Below are 17,051 nucleotides of genomic sequence, written 5' to 3'. Positions count from 1 at the left end.
CCGGAAAGTCATCCTACCTTTTGCAACGTGTGCAAGCATGTCGTACAGTTTGCCTACGTTGGCAAATCCGCGGCGCGCCTCGCCGCGTTGCCACCGTCCCGCACAAAGGAGTGCCATGAACCCCACTCTCCGACGGAGCGGACGGACAGCCCGCCTCCTCGCCCGCCGGGCCGGCGCCGTCGCCGCCGCGGCCCTGCTCACCGCCGGGCTGACCGGCTGCGGCCCGGACATCAGCTCCGGCGGTTCGGCGGCGGACAACGCCGTGCTGCAGGCGCCGTCCGAAGACGCGCCGAAAGGCGAAATCACGATCTGGGACCGCTCGGGCGACCTGTACAAGGTCTTCGACGCCGCGATCAAGAAGTTCACCGCGAAATACCCCGGCGTCACGGTCAAGCACGAGGCCGTCGACATCGACGGCAAGCTCCAGAACACGCTGATCACCGGCACCGACGTGCCCGACGGGGTCTTCCTCGACGACGCCAAGGTCGGCGGCTACGTCAGCCACCTGTGGAATCTCAAGGACGTACTCGCGCCCTACACCAAGGACATCGCCAAGCAAAAGGTCGACGTCAACACCGTCAACGGCGGCATCTACGGCGTTCCGTTCGACCTCGACCCCGGGCTGCTGTTCTACAACGCGAAAGCGCTGAGCGCCGCCGGAATCGACCCGAACGGCATCAAGACCTACGCCGATCTGCTCGCCGCGGCGAAGAAGTACCAGCAGTTCAAGCCGGGCGCGAAGCCGATCCACCTGGAACAGAACGCCTTCAACAGCCAGCTCCAGCTCGAGATGTTCGCCAGCCAGTTCGGCACCGGCCTCGCCGGCCCGGACGGCAAGCTGCGGCTGAATTCCCCGCCGTACCACCAGATCCTGACCTGGCTCGACACTGTGCGCAAGGAAGGGCTCGGCACCCGCGCGGAGTACCTCAAGCCCAGCGACGTGAGCGCGCTGGACTCCGGCGACGAGGTCTTCTACCCGTGGGCGATCTGGTTCGACTTCGCCCCGCAGCAGCAATTGACCGCGACGAAGGGCGACTGGCGGGCGATGCCGTTGCCCGCGTGGACCGCCGGCGGCGCACGCAGCGGAGCGATGGGCGGTTCGTCGTTCGTCATCCCCAAGGACGCCAAGAACCCGAAGCTGTCCTGGCTGTTCTACCGCTTCCTGATGTTCGACCAGGCGGGCTACACCGCGGTCTACGGTCCGAACGCGGTCTATCCGGGCGGGCTGAACACGTCGGTCCCCGCCTACCTGCCCGCGGCCGATCCGGCGAAGCCGCTGTTCCGGCCGATCGACGCGATGGGCGGCCAGGACGTCTGGAAGACCGCCGTCGAAGCGGGCCGGGAAATCCCCGGCGGAGCGCCGATCCCTGCCTGGTGGTCGGGCGCGGTCGACTACCTCGGCACTGATCTGCAGAAGATGCTGGACGGCGCGCTGACTCCGCAGCAGGTGATCGACAAGGCGAGCAAAGACATCCAGACCAACCTGATCGACCGCAAATGACCACTCGCTCCGTTACCGCCGAGGCGAAGGTTTTCCGGGAGCCGTCTCCGTCCGTCGGACCGCGGGCCGGAAAACCGCGGCGGCGCGCCTTCGCGTGGCGCCGCCGCTTCGCCCCCTACCTGTTCGTACTGCCGTTCGTGCTGGTGTTCCTGGCTTTCAGCGTCTACCCGTTGTTCTTCACACTGCGCCTGAGCTTCACTGACTGGCACGGCTCCGGTGCCGCGCACTGGATCGGTTTCGACAACTACCGGTATCTGCTGACCAGCAACGGCTTCTGGTCGTCGCTAGGCAACTCCGGGGTGCTGTGGCTCCTGATCGTCCCAGCGCAGATCGTGCTGGCCGTGCTCGTGGCAGTGTTGCTCAACGCGATCAAACGGCTGCGCGGGTTCTACCGCGTGGCGTTCGTCGTGCCGTTCGTGACCCCGCTGGTCGCGGTCGCGCAGATCTGGATCGTGCTGTTCGACCAGAACAACGGCGCGGTGAACGCGGTGCTCGGCGCGGTCGGGCTGCCGCCGGTCGGCTGGCTCGTCACGAGCGGATGGGCGAAGCCGACGCTGGCGTTGCTGTTTCTCTGGAAGACCACCGGGTTCGTCGTGCTGATCGTCCTTTCCGGACTCCAGCAGATCGACCGCGGGCTGTACGAAGCGGCCTCGCTCGACGGGGCGGGCCGGATGCGGCAGCTGTGGTCGATCACCGTTCCGCTGCTGCGCCGGTCGCTGATGTTCAGCGTCGTGCTGCAGACGCTGGCGGTGTTCCAGATGTTCGCCGAGCCGTACGTGGTGACGCAGGGCGGGCCGTACACGTCGACCACCACGGCCGGGCTCTACCTCTACCACCACATCACCCACGCGGATCTCGGCACCGGGGCGGCGAACTCGTTCCTCCTGGTGATCATCGTGATGGCGGTGTCGCTGCTTTTCGTGCGGCTGCTGCGAGCGGAGGACTGACATGACCACCCTCGACGTCCGGGAGCGGCGGAAGTCCGCCCGCCCGCTGCTCGGCTCGCACGCGTTCCTGCTCGTGCTCACCGTCGCGCTGCTCGCACCGGTGGTGTGGGCGATCCTGTCCTCGTTCAAACCGGCGGGCGAGATCATCCGGAATCCGCTCGGATTCGACCCGGCGACGTTCACCCTCGCCAATTTCCGCGGGATGTTCCAGGACGTCCCGATCGGCAGCGGCTTTCTCAACACCGCCGTCGTGCTCGCGGCGAAGGGCGCGATCACGATGTTCTGCGCGCCGCTGGCGGCCTACGCGTTCGCGAAGTACCGCTTCGCGGGCCGGAATCTGATCTTCGGCGCGGTGCTGCTCACCTTGATGCTGCCGACGATCGTGCTCGTCATCCCGCTGCTGCTGGAGATGAAGGAACTCGGCTGGGTCAACACCTACCAGGCGCTGATCCTGCCCGGTTCGGTCGACGCGTTCGCGATTTTCTGGATGCGCCAGGTGATCGCGGCGGTGCCGGACGAACTGCTCGACGCGGCCAGGGTGGACGGCTGCGGCGAGTTCGGCATCTTCTGGCGGGTGGTCGTCCCGGCGATCCGGCCGGGGCTGGCCGGACTGGGCGTGCTGACGATCATGAACATCTACAACGATTTCGTCTGGCCGGTGGTGGCGGCCAGCTCCAGCCGGATGGCCACGCTCCAGGTCGTTCTCTCGACGCTCGCCCAGAACATCTCGGGCAACCGCGTGGGATCCGATTACGCGACCGTCACCGGCGAACTGCTCGCCGCCGCGTCGATCGCGCTCGTTCCGCTCCTGATCCTGTTCATCGTGCTGCAGAAGCATTTCATCAACGGCATCCTCGCCGGAAGCGTAAAGGGCTGACACACATGACGATTGCCGAGAACGCCGCCGACCCGCGCAGCGAAGAGGCGGTTCCCCGGCCCGGATACCCGCGCCCCGACCGGGACCGGTCCGCGCGGTGGCTGAGCCTCAACGGCCGCTGGCGGTTCATCGCCGACGACGGGGCTCCCGAGTCGATCATCGTCCCGTTCGCCTGGGAGACCGCCGCTTCCGGCGTGCAGCGGACCTGGCTGCCGCGCGCGGTCTATGCCCGTACGGTCACGGTTCCGCCGGAGTGGAGCGGACGCCGCGTGGTGCTGTGTTTCGGCGCCGTGCATCACCGGGCGGCCGTCTCGATCGACGGCGTGCCCATCGGCTCGCACGTCGGCGGGTACAGCTCGTTCGAGTTCGACGTCACCGAGGTGCTCGAACCCGGCCGCCCCGCCGAGCTGACCGTGGAAGTCGAGGCACCGGCGGACAAACGCGAAATCCCGCACGGCAAACAGCGTTCGATCCCGCGGGACGACTACGACGGCGTTTCGTTCACGCCGACGTCCGGGATCTGGCAGAGCGTCTGGCTGGAGGCCCGCGGGCGCACGTACGCCGCCGAGGTCTCCGTGCGCGGCGATTCGCTGACCGGCTTCGACATCACCGGTGACCTCGCTGGCGACGCTCCGGAGACTGCGGTCGTGGTCGCCGAACTCGAAGGCCGCGAGACCGTCCTCCCGGTGCGCGACGGGCGGTTCTCCGGACGGCTGGACGTTCCCGACCCTCAGCTGTGGAGCCCGGAATCACCGCATCTGTACTCCATCGCGCTGACCGTCGGCGAAGGCGACGACGCCGACCGGCTGACCGTGACCGGCGGGCTGCGCCGGATCGAAACCCGCGGCGAAGCGTTGTACCTCAACGGGGAACGGCTGTACGTGCGCGGGGTGCTCGACCAGGGATACTGGCCGGAGAGCGGGCTCACCGCACCGGACGACGAAGCGCTGGTCCGCGACCTCGAACTGGCCCGGGAACTCGGTTTTTCCCTGGTGCGCAAGCATCTCAAGCCCGAGGAGCCGCGCTGGCTGCACCACGCGGACCGGATGGGGATGCTGGTGTGGGCTGAACCGCCCGCCCCCAGCCGGTTCAGCCCGGCCGCGGCCGCCGCTTTCGAGGCACAGCTGCCGGGCCTCGTGCGCCGCGACGGCAACCATCCCTCGATCGTCATCTGGGGGCTGTACAACGAAGAATGGGGCCTGGACTGGGACATCCCGGGCAGCCCCGAGCGCGCCGCCGCGGCAACTCATGCTTACGACCTCCTGCGCTCGCTCGACGACACCCGCCCGATCGTGGAGAACTCCGGCTGGGCGCACGTGAAGACGGATCTGGTCGACTGGCACTACTACGACGAAGACCCGCGCCGCTGGGCCGACAACCTCGCCGCGCTCGCGTCCGGCGAACGGGAGTCCTTCGAGGTCAAGCTCCGGGCGGACTTCCTTGTCGACAAATCGTTCTACGGCTCGGCCAGCTTCCCGCGCTCCGGAGTGCCGGTGCTGAACAGCGAATACGGCGCGGGGTTCACCAGCCTGGAACGAGCGTGGCACGTGCGCTGGCAGACGCAGGAAATCCGCAGGCACGACCGGTTTTCCGGGTACATCTACACCGAACTGACCGATGTGGAACACGAAATGGCGGGCCTGCTGGACGCACACCGGCGGCCCAAGGACTGGGGCGGGCTCGACCCGGCCGACGCGTTCGCGCCGACGACGCTGGTAGTCGACCTGGTCCCGGCGCACGCGGGCGCGGACCTGCCGGTTCCCGCGGAGCCGCTGACCTTGGACGTGCACGTGTCGCACACCGGGACGGAACCGATCGCGGGAACACTGCACGCGGGGTGGGGAGCCGCTGGCTCGCGCACTCTCCCGGAGTCGATGGATTCCGTTGCCGCGCAAGCGAAACCGTTCCGGCTCAGCGACGCGTTCCCGCTGACCGTCCCCGCACCGGGCGGCCCGGCGCGGCTGCATCTCTGGCTGGAGACTGAAAGCGGGACAGCAGCGCGGACCTTCGTGGACGCGGCCGTGGTGGAGGAATTGAACCGGCGCGGCGCGCGGGAGTGACCGTTCGCGGGAAAGGGCGGCCAGCTTGAGCTGACCGCCCTTTCCGCTCAAGCAGGAACGTGCCAGGACTGAGTGAACAGCCCATTGCAGTCATAGATCTGCAGCTGCGTGCCGTCCGCCGTCTGGGCCTGCGGATCGTCCAGGCAGCGGCCCGATGGCGGGTTGTAGATCGATCCGTCGGCCCGTGCCTGCCACTGCTGTGCAGGCGTGCCAAGGCAGTCGCGCAGCTCTACCTTGGCGAAGTTGGCAGTGCTGCCGCCGACGATGTTGAGGCATTTGTCGAAGGCGCGGATCGTGCCGTCGGTTTCCAGAGACCACTGCTGACCGGTCGCGATGCCGCAGGTGTAGAGCTGCACCGCGTTGCCGTTGACGGACGTGTTGGTGTTCACGTCAACGCATTTGCCCGCGGGGCCGGTGATCTGGCCCTGCGCGTTCGGCAGCGTCGCCGTGCCGAAGGCGGTTTCGCATTTGCCGGTGGACAGGTGTGTGCCCGCGAGCATCAGGAAGGTGTTGCCGGACGACGCGCCGAGCAACGGGGAGCTGTACCCGGCGCACGCTGTCTCGCCCGCGTCGTAGCCGCCGGTCGGAGCGGTGGTCACCGGCGTGGTGATCTCCTGCCAGGCACCGGATCCGAGGTTCCGGTTCACGAACAGCACGTGCCCGTCTTCCGGCTGCACGGCCAGCGATCCGTCGGTGCCCGCGACGACCCGCTGTCCGGACGCGACGAGGGTCCCGTTCGCGCCGCCGGCGGGCGACCACGTCAGATACGGCGTGTGCAGCAGGAAGCGGTGGTCAGCGGTTTCGATCCGGGTGCCGAGGCTGCCGGGGTTCCACGATTCGGCGTCCGCCGAGGTCTTGATGTAGACGTCGCAGGCCTGATCCGGGTCGGCGCCGGCTTTGCAGTCCTCGTAGGTCATCGCGTAGGAGCCGTTGGGCAGCGGGACGACGGTGGCCATCCCCGGCCGGTCGACACCGTTTTGCACCGCGACGTCGTAGACCTCGCTCCCCCAGGTCAGGCCGCCGTCGGCGGAGACGGTGTGCGCGAGCACCTGGGCGTACCCGTTCGAGGACGGGCGTTCGTCGGAGAAGTAGCAGACGAGACCGTGGCTGGTGGTCTCGAACTCCGGCTCCCAGATGCCGTGCCCGATCGTGTTGGCCATGCCGGACTCGGCCGCGCACGAACTGCGGTAGGTCCAGCTCGCTCCCTGATCGGTGGACGCGAACACCTCCACCGCCTGCTGCGTGTAGTCGCCGTGGTTCCAGGCGGTGCCCGCGGCGAGCAGCGTGCCAGCCGGCAGCGACCCTTCGGCGCGCGGCAGTTCGTAGAGCGTCGGGCCGTCGAGATCCCAGCCGTGCTGGGTGTCGGTGACCGTGCTGATCGGCGAGGAAGTCCACGTCACACCGTTGTCGGTCGAGCGGTAGATCGGGAAGTTCGCCTTTCCGACGCCGGTGCCGGAATGAGAGAACGTCGCGAGCAGCGTGCCGTTGGCGCCGCCGTTGTGTTCGAGACGGATGACCCGCGGATAGCTCGCGTCTTCGGTGGAACCACTCGCGGTGCTGGGCCGGTAAAGCACTCCGCCAGACGTCGTCGCCGCGACGGCGACGCCTTGCGGGAGCGCGGCCGCGACGAGCACTACCGCCGCGACCAGCGCACCGCGCCGTCGTGGACCAGAACGAGAAGCCAGGGGACCAGGCGACATGAGCGTCACTCCTAGGACGGGACAGCGCCGCGGCCCCTGGGCACGACGGCCCACGCGTGCGGCCTTCTCTCGCCGCCGTGCCGAGTCGTCTCGAAGAGGGCCGCCACGGGGATCCGGGCCGCTTTGCCATCGTGTGAAAAACTGAGAATACTCCAGTTTGCACACGTTGCAATAAGCTGTTCGGGCCGCCCGTGCAATCGTTCGCACCGGTTACCGCGTCCCTACCCGGATGTCGGCGCGCCCCGCACCGACGAGCGACGCGACAGCACACAGGGGCGATCCCGCGCCGGCCTCCGCTAGGCCGCCCGGGCGACCGCCCGGTTCGCCGGAGTGGCGGGCCTTCCGCCGCGCCGGTGCGGTCTGTTTGCCTCGTGGTGTCGGTACCCGCGACCGCGAGGGGAGCCCGCGTGCAGCCGTTCGTCCTGCCCGAGTTCTATCTGTCGTACCCGGCCCGGCTGAACCCGCACCTGGACGGCGCGCGGAAGCACAGCAAGGCATGGGCGTACACGATGGACATGATCGACGTGCCCCAGCACGGCACCGTCATCTGGAACGAGCACGACCTCGACTCCCACGACTACGCGCTCTTGTGTTCCTACACCCATCCCGACGCCGCCCCGCAGGAACTCGACCTCGTCACGGACTGGTACGTCTGGGTATTCTATTTCGACGACCATTTCCTGGAACTGTTCAAACGCACCGGCGACATCGAACACGCCCGCGGTTATCTGGACCGGATCGCTCGTTTCATGCCCGCCGAGGGCGAAATCACCGATACCCCGGAAAACCCCGTCGAACGCGGCCTGACCGATCTGTGGAACCGCACTGTCCCGCACCGGTCCGCGGCCTGGCGGCGACGCTTCCGCGAAAGCACGCGCAACCTCCTCGACGAATCTCTCTGGGAACTGGCCAACATCAACGAAAGCCGGGTCGCGAACCCGATCGAATACGTCGCCATGCGCCGCAAAGTCGGCGGTGCCCCCTGGTCGGCGAACCTGATCGAACACTCCCTGAACGCCGAGGTCCCGGACGAAATCGCGGCGAAACGCCCGATGGAAGTCCTGCGCGACTGCTTCGCCGACGCCGTCCACCTCCGCAACGACCTCTTCTCCTACCAGCGCGAAGTCGAGGACGAAGGCGAACTTTCCAACAGCGTCCTGGTCTTCGAAAAGTTCCTGGGCTGCACCACCCAAGAGGCCGCGGACGCGGTAAACGACTTGCTAACCTCGCGCTTGCACCAATTCGAGCACACCGCCCTCACCGAAGTCCCCGCCCTCTTCGACGAACACGGCGTACAACCAGCCGGGCGAGCCGAAACCTTCGCGTACGTCAAAGGCCTGCAAGACTGGCAATCCGGCGGACACGAATGGCATCTGCGCTCGAGCCGCTACATGAACGAAGGCGCCCTAGAAGCCCGAGGCGGCCCAGAGTTGCTAGGCGGCCCTTCCGGACTGGGCACCTCCGCCGCCCGCATCTTCCGCTCCGTCGCCACCACCGCCCCGCAACGCACACGATCTTTCACCCACCACCCTCACGAACAACTAGGCCCAGTCCCTCTGCCCGCCCTGCCCCTGCCCTTCCCCCTGCGACTCAGCCCGCACCTCTCCGCGGAACGCACGAAAATCGCCGATTGGCCACGCCGCATAGGTCTCCTGTCCGAGGGAGTCTGGGACACCGCCCGCCTGCGCGCGTCCGACGTGCCACTGGCCACCGCAGGCATCTGCCCCGACGCTCCCCCGGAACAGGTCTCCCTCACCAACGACTGGCTCACCTGGGGCACCTACGCCGACGACTACTACACAGAAGTCCTCTCGTCTGACCTGTCCGCCACCAGACTGACCACCGAACGCCTCAAACTCTTCATGCCCACCATCGGCGAGCCCCCTCCCTCACCGCAAACCGCGCTGGAAACCGGTCTAGCGGACCTCTGGCAACGCACCACCGGCCCCCTGAGCCCCGCCGAACGCGAAACCTTCCGCGCCACAGTCGAGTCGATGATCGACGCCTGGGTATGGGAAGCGGCCACCCAAGCCCAAAACCGCATCCCCGACCCCATCGACTACGTCGAGATGCGCCGCCGCGCCTTCGGTTCCGACCTGGTGGCGAGTATCAGCAGGCTGACCAACAGCCGCACCGTCCCCGAGGAAATCCACCGGAGCCGAGTCATCGAAGCACTGGAAGACTCCGCCGCCGACTACGCCTGGCTGATCAACGATTTGTTCTCCTACCGCAAGGAAATCGAGTACGAAGGCACCCTGCACAACGCGGTGCTGGTAGTACGGTCCTTCCTGGACGTCGAGCAGGACCGAGCCATCCGCATCGTCGCTGATCTAGCGGAAGCAAGACTCGCCGAGTTCCGCCACGCAGCAGACGTAGGCCTGCCAGGCCTCTTCGCCGACTACGGCCTGGACACAAAAGCACGAGACACGCTCACCGCTTACGCGGACCTGCTGAAAAACCTGATGACCGGCATCGCGAACTGGCACCACGAATCCGCCCGGTACACGGACGAAGAACTGGAGCGAGTCCGCGCCGCACAGCTCACCGCCGAACCGACCCCACCCGCTGCTAACCCCATGCAACACCCAGGCTGCACCGGCACCCCCCACGTCCCGCTCGGCGCAACCCCGCGCTTCCACCTGAACGCAACGGGCCTAGGCACCAAATCCCTGCACATCCCCGCCCCATCCAGCCCAACCCCACACTGACGAGGTACGTGAGGGGAACCCAGAGGAACTCTGATTCCGTGAGGGTTCCCCTCACGACCCACGACCAGCCCACCGCGCCCGCCGGGATGCGCCCCAATGCGGCATTGGGTGCATCCCACGCACCGAACGCCACATTGGGTGCATCTGACGCACCCAATGCCACATTGGGGCGCTAGCCCCACCCCCACCCAAACCGCACCCGGCGCACCCAACGATCAAGGCACCCCGCCGCAGCCGGTGCACCCAACGAGCGAGGCACCCAGCCCCTCCCCCGCACCCCGATACGAAGCCTCCCTGCGGGCGGTGGGTGCTTGTCAAGGCATCTTTCCCGCCTTGACAAGCACCCACCGCCCGTCAGCACAATCAAGCTTCGGGGTGCCCCACGCAACCACCAAGCGAGGTCGCCGCCAGGCGACGAGCCGCCAAGCAAACGCAACGCCCCAAAGGGTGCCCCCCACCACTCCACCGAGCATCCAGCCGCACATCCAGCAATACTCGAACCCGTGACCAGCCCGAACCTCCACTTCCTAGGCCACGCGTCCACCCGCGTGGAACTAGCCGGCCAGGTCGCCCTCACCGACCCAGTCCTCACCCGCTGGGTAGGCCCGCTAACCCGAGTAGCCCCCAAACCCGACGTCTCCGCCTGGACCGCGGTAGACGTCGTCCTCATCTCCCACCTCCACGGCGACCACCTCCACCTCCCCTCCCTGAAACTCCTCGGCAAGCACACGAGAATCGTCGTCCCCCGAGGCGCGGGCTCCTGGCTGGCCAAACGAGGCTTCACCGAGGTGGAAGAACTCTCCCCAGGCCAAACCATCACCAGCGGCCCGATGAACATCACCGCCACCGAAGCGGTCCACTCCGGCCACCGCTGGGGCCCTCGCCTCACCCACGGCCCGCAAAGCCCCGCCCTCGGTCACCTCCTCGAGGCCGACAACCAGCGGATCTACTCCGCAGGCGACACCGACCTCTTCCCCGGCATGGCCGACCTCGGCCCAGTAGACGTAGCCCTCCTCCCCGTCTGGGGCTGGGGCCCGAACCTCGGCCCAGGCCACCTCACCCCGGAACGAGCCGCCGAAGCCGCCGCTCTCCTCCAGGCCCGCACGGCGGTCCCGGTCCACTGGGGCACGCTCGCCGTCCCCGGCATCCACCGCACCGCCAAGATGCGCCAGCTCCTCGTGGAACCGCCGCGCACGTTCGCGCATCACGTCCGCTGTCTAGGCCTGGACACCGAGGTCCTGCACACCCGCCCCGGCTCGGACGTCCTGCTCCCCACTCGCGAGGAGCGCGGGTGAATTGGACAGACCCGTCAGCGATCGGCTACCCGGCGCTGTTCGGCGGAGTACTGCTCGGCTCCGTGATCCCCATCGTCCCGACCGGTGCGCTCGTCGGCGCGGCGGCCGCGGTCGCGATGACCACCGACCACCTCTCGCTCCCGCTGGTGATCCTGCTGGCGGTCGCGGGCGCGTACCTGGGCGACGTGATCACCTTCGCCGTCCCGAGATTCGGCAGTGAACCCCTCCTGCGCTTCGTCGAACGCCGACAGCAGGCCGAACGCCTCGCGAAAGGCCGCGAGCAGTTCGCCAGACGCGGCTGGCAACTCGTGGTGATCGGCCGCCTGGTGCCCGCCGGACGCATCCCGGTGCTGCTCGCCGCGGGCACGCTCGGCTATCCCTGGCGCAAGTTCCTCCCGTCCGGCCTGCTGGCCTGCGTGCTGTGGGCGGTGGCGTACTCGCTGCTGGGCATCCTCAGCGGCGGCATCTTCGACTCGCCGCTGATCGCGACGCTGCTCGCGACCGTCCTGGTGCTGCTGGTGACCGTGCTGACCACGCTGATCTCCAAGAAACGGGCGGCCCATCAGACGGGAGGACATCGATGACGACACCTGCTCCGGCGAAGGGCCGGTTGCTGCGCGGCGGCCGGGTCGTCGCGCGGGTCCTGCTGGTCTGGGTGGCGGTCACCGGCGCGTTGCGGCTGCTCGACGCGTGGCTCGACGGCTTCACGATGCAGTCGTGGTGGCAGCCGACGGTGTGCGCGCTGATCCTTGGTCTGCTCGTTTCGGTGGTGTGGCCGCTCGTGGTGCGGGTGGCGTGGCCGATCGCGTACTTCACCCTCGGCGTCGGCACCTACATCCTGCTCAGCGCCGCGGCACTGGCGATCCTCCAGGCCGTACCCGGCGTTGAGCTGCACGGGTTCTCGACGGCGGTCGTCATCACCGTCGCGATGTCCGCGGTGGGCGCGGTGATCTCCAGCGTGCTGGCCGTCGACGAGGACGAAATCTTCTTCCGGCGCGCCGCTCGCCGCCGGCGGAAAGCGAAGCACCGCACCGATTTCGCCGACCAACCGCCCGGCGTGGTCTTCCTGCAGATCGACGGGCTCGGTTACGACACCGTCCGCCGCGCCGTGCGGGACGGGGACATGCCGACCTTCGCCAAGTGGCTGTCCGAGGGCACGCATTCGCTCACCCGCTGGCACACCGACTGGAGTTCGCAGACCGGCGCGAGCGTCTGCGGGATCCTGCACGGTTCCAACCACGACATCCTCGGTTTCCGCTGGTACGAAAAGGACCGCGACCACGTCATGGCGTGCGCGCATCCGTCCGACGCGGCGGAGATCGAGCGGCGGCACAGCGACGGGCGCGGGCTGCTGTCGATCGGCGGCGCGAGCCACGGCAACCTCTTCTCCGGCGACGCTCCGCACGTCAGCCTGACCATGAGTTCGGTGCCAGTGCTCACGCCGCGCAAGCATCGCCGGGACCGGGTCGGCGCTGGGTACCGTGCCTACTTCGCCAATCCGGTCAACGTGTTGCGCACCTTCGGGGTCGCGCTCGCCGACGTCGTCCGCGAACTGTCCGCGGCGGCCAAACAGCGGCGCGCGGGAGTGCTGCCGCGGATCCCGCGCGGCGGCGTCTACCCGCTCGCCCGGCCGGGCACGACGGTGATCGCACGCGACGTCGTGGTGTCCGCGATCATCGGCGACATGCTCGCCGGACGGCCGGTGGTGTACGCCGACTTCCTCGGCTACGACGAGGTCGCGCACCACTCCGGCATCGAACGGTTCGACACCCTGGAGGTGCTGCGGTCGATCGACCAGCAGTTCGCGCGGCTGCTGCGGGCCGGTCGGCTCTCGCCGCGGAAGTACCACATCGTCGGGCTGTCCGACCACGGGCAAACCCAAGGTCAGGCGTTCGTCGACCGGTTCGGCGAAACCATTGAGGCGCTCGTCGGACGGCTCTGCGGCGGCGAACCCGTTGCCGAGCAAGGAAAGCGGCGGCAGGCGGAAAGCTGGCAGGTCAACGCGGCGCTCGCCGAAGCGACCGCGACCGGCGGCCTGATCGCGCGACGGTTGCGGGCCCGGGTCGAAGGCGCGGAAGGATCCGACAACCGGCCGCGCACCGCGACTGGCTCGCCGGGGCAGGTCACGCGGGTGGCTCCCGGGGTCGTCGCGGTCGTGTCCGGGCATCTGGCGATGGTGTCGTTCACCGAGCACGAGGGCCGGGTCGAACTGGAGACGATCGAACGCGAGTACCCGGACCTGCTGCCGACGCTGGTCGACCACGACGGCGTCGGGTTCCTGCTGGTCCGCAGCCGCGAATTCGGTCCGGTGGTGCTCGGTCGCGACGGATTGAAGCGGCTGGCCACCGGGGTCGTGATCGGCGAAGACCCACTGGCCGACTACGGTCCGTACGCCGCCGAACTGGTCCAGCGCGTCGACAGTTTCCCCCATTGCGCGGACATCATGATCAACAGCCGGTACGACGCGGACTCCGACCAGTCCTCGCCGTTCGAACGGCACGTCGGCTCGCACGGCGGGCTCGGCGGACCGCAGCAGCGCGGCTTCCTGCTGCATCCGCGAGAATTCCCGGCACCCGGCGAACCCGTCGGCGCGGAAGCCGTGCACCGCGTGTTCCGCGACTGGCTCACCTTCCTCGGCCACCCGGAACCCGGTGCGGCCGAAGACAAACCCGCTGTCGTCCCCTCGGAGGTAGTGTCATGAGCAACCCGATCGTCTACGGCGCGAGCTGGTGCCCGGACGTCAAGCGCAGCCGCGCGCTGCTCGACGCGAAGGGCGTCGAGTACGACTACGCGGACGTCGAGGCCGACCCCGCCGCCGAAGCCCGCGTACGCGAACTGCAGGACGGCGCTCGCCGCATCCCGACCATCGTCTTCGCGGACGGCAGCCACCTCGTGGAGCCGAGCGACGACGAGCTGAACGCGCACCTCGCGCAGTGACACCGCTGACGGAACTCCCGCTGGGCACGCGGGTTGTCGTGCGATACCGGATCGAGGGCGGGTTCACCGACGCCCTCGGTCCGTTGCGTGCCCGCGACGCCGACACCTGCACCGTCGAGACCAAACGCGGCCTGGTCGTCGTTCCGCTGGCCGCGGTGGTCGCCGCCAAACCCGTGCCGCCGGCTCCGCAGCGGCGGTAGACCTCCGCCTTCTGATAAAGTCGTTTCGTGTCGCAACGAAACGACTCTGCGGACCTGGCCCGCGCGGTCATGGAACTCATCGACCGGGGCCACCGCCAGCTCTCCCGGCGCCTGGACTTGACCCGGATCCAGGTGCTCGGGACCGTCGCCGCCCGGGAACCCGTCCGGCCCGCCGCGATCGCCGCCGAACTCGGGCTCACCGCCTCGGCGACCAGCCGCCACCTCGCCGCACTGGAGCGAGCGGGACAGGTCGTCGCGGAGCCCGATCCCAGCGATTCCCGCACGTTCCTCGTCCGGCAGACCGACGAGGGCCGCGCCGAGATCGCCACCACGATCGAGGCGGGCGCCGCCGTCTTCTCGGAGGTCATCGCCGACTGGCCGGACCGGGACGTGACCACCGCGCTGGAGCTGGTCACCCGGCTCAACCAGGCGTGGGCGGAACGCGGCGGCACGGTCACGAGCCCGCCCGGAACCGGACCTCGCTGGCGCCGCACGCGACACGTGCGGGAAAGCGAGGAGGAGCAGTGATCCGGGAGCGACCAGTGCCGACGCCAGTGCAGTGGGCGCGGGTGCTGCTGGCCGTCGTGGCGATCACTCATCTGGTGGTGCCCGTGGTGATGTGGTCGAGCCGGGACGCCTTGCGCACGCAGATCGCGTCCCAGCACCCCGAGTTCGCCGCGGCGGAGATCGACCGGTCCGTCGATGTCGCGGTGGTTTCCGGCGCGGTGTTCCACGGCGTCCTGCTGGTGCTGTGCGCGCTGCTGGTCTGGAAGCTGGCCACCGCGCGACGGTGGACCCGCCGTCTCACGACGGTCTCCCAGCTGTTGTCCGTGATGTTCAGCGCCTTCTCCTGGTCGTCCTCGCCGATGTTCCACGCGGTCGTCCCGGTCGTCGGCGCGGTGCAGTTCGTCATCGTTGCCCTGCTGTGGGCACCCCCGTCCGCGCGGGAGTTCTTCAGCGGGCAGCGGCAAAAATCGAGTGGCTCGCCCGCGCCGAATTTGTGACGATCACCGGATGCGCACCTTCGACGAACTGGTGGACGAGGCCGCGTCGGTGTCGGTGGACGGCTGGGATTTCTCCTGGCTCGACGGCCGGGCCAGCGAGCAGCGGCCGTCCTGGGGATATCAGCGGCTGCTCGGCGAACGACTGCGGGACGTCCAGTCCGTTGTGGACATCCAGACCGGCGGCGGCGAAGTGCTGGCCGGCGTGCCGGTCCTGCCCCCGCTCACGGTCGCCACCGAATCGTGGCCGCCGAATCTCGAGAAGGCGGCCGCGCTGCTGGAACCCCGCGGCGCGACCGTCGTCGCGGACACGGACGAGCCGCCGCTTCCATTTCAGGACAACACATTCGAAATGGTCGTCAGCAGGCATCCGGTCACGGTGTGGTGGGACGAGATCAAGCGCGTCCTCAAGCCCGGCGGCCGCTATCTGTCGCAACAGGTCGGGCCGTGGAGCGTGTTCGAGCTGGTCGAGTACTTCCTCGGACCTCAGCCGCCGGAGGTACGCAACGGCCGCCATCCAGACCACGCCAAAGCCGCAGCGGAGCAGGCCGGGCTCGAGGTAGTGGACCTGCGCTTCGAGGAACTCCGCACTGAATTCCACGACATCGGCGCGGTGATTTACTTCCTGCGCAAGGTGATCTGGATGGTGCCGGGATTCACTGTGGACGAATACCTGCCGCGCCTGCGCGAGCTGCACGAGGAACTTCAGAACGGCCCGTTCGTCGCGACGACTACTCGGTATCTGATCGAGGCGCGCAAGCGATAGCCGCCTCGATCCCGTCCGCCAGCACCGCCACGCCGGCGTCGAAGCTCAACCGGGCTTCGTGCTCCAAATAGGACACTCCGGCGGGCGGTGGAGGCGCCCCTTCCTCGCCCAGCCGCGCGACGTTCGGGTACCGCTCCGCGAGATCCGGGGCCAGCTCGCCGAGCGCGGACGTCCGCGCACGCCACCAGTCCTCATCGGACAGTCCGGTTTCCTTCAGCGCCAACCGCGATTCGGCGGCGATCTGCACCGCGCCGCGCACGACGTTGAGCAGCGCGCCCACCAGCCGCCGCACCTGACCGGCGGGCAGACCGGTCGCGAACAGCACCCGCAGCACCGTTTCCTGCATCCGGAACTCCCCCGGACCCAGCACCGGCCGCGCGTAGGACACCTGCAGCAGCCACGGGTGACGCAGATGGAAGTCCCACAGGTCGCCGGCCAGTTCGAGCAACGCGGGCCGCCAGCCGCCGGACAGCTCGTGGTCGTCGCGCAGATCGCCGAACGCCTGGTCGCACATCAAGTCGATCAGCTCGGTCTTGCTCGGCACGTACGTGTACAGCGCCATCGCCGTGCGCCCGAGCCGCTCCCCGACCGCGCGCATCGACAACGCCGCCATGCCCTCGGCATCGGCGAGCTCGATCGCCGCGTTCACGATGAGGTCCACGCTCAGCGCGGGTTTCGGCCCCGGCGCGCTGCGCGGTTCGCTGCCCGCGCGCCACAGCAACTCCATCGAACGGCGGGCGTCGCCCTGCCCCGCGAACACGACCACCGGCGACCCCTTTCCCCTTACAGGATAAAGGACCGCCGGGGCCGCTGGCTCAGCCGTCCACCTCGATCGCGAGCGCCGGGCAGAGCTGTGCCGCTTCCTTGGCCTGCGCCTGCAGTTCCGCGGGCGGGTTTTCCTGCAGCAGCACCACGATCCCGTCCTCGTCGCGCTGGTCGAACACCTCGGGCGCGACGAGCACGCACTGCCCGGCCCCGACACAGCGGGACTGGTCCACGACCACCTTCATTTCGCGGCTCCTAATCAGTTCTGGGAGTGAGCCGTCCGGCACACTCCTG

General features: G+C 68.5%; 16 protein-coding genes. 13 read left to right on the top strand and 3 right to left on the bottom strand.

Going from position 1 to position 17,051, the window contains the following annotated elements:
- The first annotated feature begins 115 nt into the window (after nt 1-115).
- From EIZ44_RS30865 to EIZ44_RS30850, 4 genes are read left to right on the top strand one after another with little or no spacing between them, the layout of a single operon-like run.
- Entirely contained in the window at nt 116-1,501 is a 1,386-nt protein-coding gene (locus tag EIZ44_RS30865; RefSeq protein ID WP_134732747.1) for an ABC transporter substrate-binding protein, read from the top strand.
- Complete coding sequence (locus EIZ44_RS30860; protein WP_134732746.1) at nt 1,498-2,448, top strand: carbohydrate ABC transporter permease; 951 nt, start codon at nt 1,498-1,500, stop codon at nt 2,446-2,448. The genes EIZ44_RS30865 and EIZ44_RS30860 overlap by 4 nt, the downstream gene beginning before the upstream one ends.
- A gap of 1 nt (nt 2,449) precedes the next feature.
- Nucleotides 2,450-3,325 carry a carbohydrate ABC transporter permease gene (locus EIZ44_RS30855; protein ID WP_037818355.1) on the top strand — a complete coding sequence of 292 codons (876 nt, stop codon included), beginning with the start codon at nt 2,450-2,452 and terminating at the stop codon, nt 3,323-3,325.
- Between the two features lie 5 nt (nt 3,326-3,330).
- A complete protein-coding gene (locus tag EIZ44_RS30850; protein WP_134732745.1) occupies nt 3,331-5,385 on the top strand; it encodes a glycoside hydrolase family 2 protein in 2,055 nt (684 codons plus the stop codon).
- A 47-nt stretch (nt 5,386-5,432) separates the two neighbouring features.
- Here the strand turns inward: EIZ44_RS30850 and EIZ44_RS30845 are convergent, their stop codons facing one another.
- Complete coding sequence (locus EIZ44_RS30845; protein ID WP_167754330.1) at nt 5,433-7,085, bottom strand: sialidase family protein; 1,653 nt, start codon at nt 7,083-7,085, stop codon at nt 5,433-5,435.
- 407 nt (nt 7,086-7,492) lie between these two features.
- On the opposite strand from EIZ44_RS30845, the gene EIZ44_RS30840 reads away from it, so the two are divergent.
- The 9 genes from EIZ44_RS30840 (at nt 7,493) to EIZ44_RS30800 (ending at nt 15,992) form a co-directional block, all read left to right on the top strand.
- Nucleotides 7,493-9,793, top strand: coding sequence for a terpene synthase family protein (locus tag EIZ44_RS30840; RefSeq protein ID WP_205673368.1), 2,301 nt, complete (start codon nt 7,493-7,495; stop codon nt 9,791-9,793).
- A 503-nt stretch (nt 9,794-10,296) separates the two neighbouring features.
- Nucleotides 10,297-11,088, top strand: a complete 792-nt coding sequence (locus EIZ44_RS30835; protein ID WP_134732744.1) for an MBL fold metallo-hydrolase — start codon at nt 10,297-10,299, stop codon at nt 11,086-11,088.
- Nucleotides 11,085-11,672: a DedA family protein gene (locus EIZ44_RS30830; RefSeq protein ID WP_037818351.1), complete on the top strand. Its 588-nt coding sequence runs from the start codon at nt 11,085-11,087 to the stop codon at nt 11,670-11,672. Before EIZ44_RS30835 ends, EIZ44_RS30830 begins: the two co-directional genes overlap by 4 nt.
- On the top strand, nt 11,669-13,789 hold the full coding sequence (locus tag EIZ44_RS30825) for a phage holin family protein (protein ID WP_037818349.1): 2,121 nt from the start codon (nt 11,669-11,671) through the stop codon (nt 13,787-13,789). Before EIZ44_RS30830 ends, EIZ44_RS30825 begins: the two co-directional genes overlap by 4 nt.
- Nucleotides 13,786-14,025, top strand: coding sequence for a glutaredoxin family protein (locus tag EIZ44_RS30820; RefSeq protein WP_134732743.1), 240 nt, complete (start codon nt 13,786-13,788; stop codon nt 14,023-14,025). Before EIZ44_RS30825 ends, EIZ44_RS30820 begins: the two co-directional genes overlap by 4 nt.
- Complete coding sequence (locus EIZ44_RS30815) at nt 14,022-14,225, top strand: putative acetyltransferase (RefSeq protein WP_037818347.1); 204 nt, start codon at nt 14,022-14,024, stop codon at nt 14,223-14,225. Before EIZ44_RS30820 ends, EIZ44_RS30815 begins: the two co-directional genes overlap by 4 nt.
- 27 nt (nt 14,226-14,252) lie before the next feature.
- Nucleotides 14,253-14,753: a MarR family winged helix-turn-helix transcriptional regulator gene (locus EIZ44_RS30810; RefSeq protein ID WP_134732742.1), complete on the top strand. Its 501-nt coding sequence runs from the start codon at nt 14,253-14,255 to the stop codon at nt 14,751-14,753.
- 14 nt (nt 14,754-14,767) lie between these two features.
- A complete protein-coding gene (locus EIZ44_RS30805; protein WP_134732741.1) occupies nt 14,768-15,229 on the top strand; it encodes a hypothetical protein in 462 nt (153 codons plus the stop codon).
- Nucleotides 15,230-15,239: 10 nt separating this feature from the next.
- Nucleotides 15,240-15,992 carry a class I SAM-dependent methyltransferase gene (locus EIZ44_RS30800; RefSeq protein ID WP_134732740.1) on the top strand — a complete coding sequence of 251 codons (753 nt, stop codon included), beginning with the start codon at nt 15,240-15,242 and terminating at the stop codon, nt 15,990-15,992.
- On the opposite strand, the gene EIZ44_RS30795 is transcribed toward EIZ44_RS30800, so the two are convergent.
- Together EIZ44_RS30795 and EIZ44_RS30790 are read right to left on the bottom strand one after the other, a co-directional pair.
- On the bottom strand, nt 15,958-16,758 hold the full coding sequence (locus EIZ44_RS30795; protein ID WP_134732739.1) for a TetR/AcrR family transcriptional regulator: 801 nt from the start codon (nt 16,756-16,758) through the stop codon (nt 15,958-15,960). The genes EIZ44_RS30800 and EIZ44_RS30795 overlap by 35 nt on opposite strands.
- Before the next feature lie 49 nt (nt 16,759-16,807).
- The gene (locus tag EIZ44_RS30790) at nt 16,808-17,002 is read right to left on the bottom strand and encodes a ferredoxin (protein WP_037818343.1); all 195 of its coding nucleotides are present in this window, start codon (nt 17,000-17,002) and stop codon (nt 16,808-16,810) included.
- Nucleotides 17,003-17,051: the final 49 nt, after the last annotated feature.

The organism is Amycolatopsis nivea (assembly GCF_004522235.1).
GTDB classification, from domain to species: Bacteria; Actinomycetota; Actinomycetes; order Mycobacteriales; family Pseudonocardiaceae; genus Amycolatopsis; species Amycolatopsis nivea.
The sequence above is the reverse complement of the archived record's forward strand: the minus strand, read 5'-3'. Positions and strand labels throughout refer to the sequence as shown.

Bases quoted from the DNA above. Each gene is read 5' to 3' on its own strand.
- EIZ44_RS30865 (WP_134732747.1), top strand. From the start codon at position 116: ATGAACCCCACTCTCCGACGGAGCGGACGGACAGCCCGCCTCCTCGCC.
- EIZ44_RS30860 (WP_134732746.1), top strand. From the start codon at position 1,498: ATGACCACTCGCTCCGTTACCGCCGAGGCGAAGGTTTTCCGGGAGCCG.
- EIZ44_RS30855 (WP_037818355.1), top strand. From the start codon at position 2,450: ATGACCACCCTCGACGTCCGGGAGCGGCGGAAGTCCGCCCGCCCGCTG.
- EIZ44_RS30850 (WP_134732745.1), top strand. From the start codon at position 3,331: ATGACGATTGCCGAGAACGCCGCCGACCCGCGCAGCGAAGAGGCGGTT.
- EIZ44_RS30845 (WP_167754330.1), bottom strand. From the start codon at position 7,085: ATGTCGCCTGGTCCCCTGGCTTCTCGTTCTGGTCCACGACGGCGCGGT.
- EIZ44_RS30825 (WP_037818349.1), top strand. From the start codon at position 11,669: ATGACGACACCTGCTCCGGCGAAGGGCCGGTTGCTGCGCGGCGGCCGG.
- EIZ44_RS30820 (WP_134732743.1), top strand. From the start codon at position 13,786: ATGAGCAACCCGATCGTCTACGGCGCGAGCTGGTGCCCGGACGTCAAG.
- EIZ44_RS30800 (WP_134732740.1), top strand. From the start codon at position 15,240: ATGCGCACCTTCGACGAACTGGTGGACGAGGCCGCGTCGGTGTCGGTG.
- EIZ44_RS30790 (WP_037818343.1), bottom strand. From the start codon at position 17,002: ATGAAGGTGGTCGTGGACCAGTCCCGCTGTGTCGGGGCCGGGCAGTGC.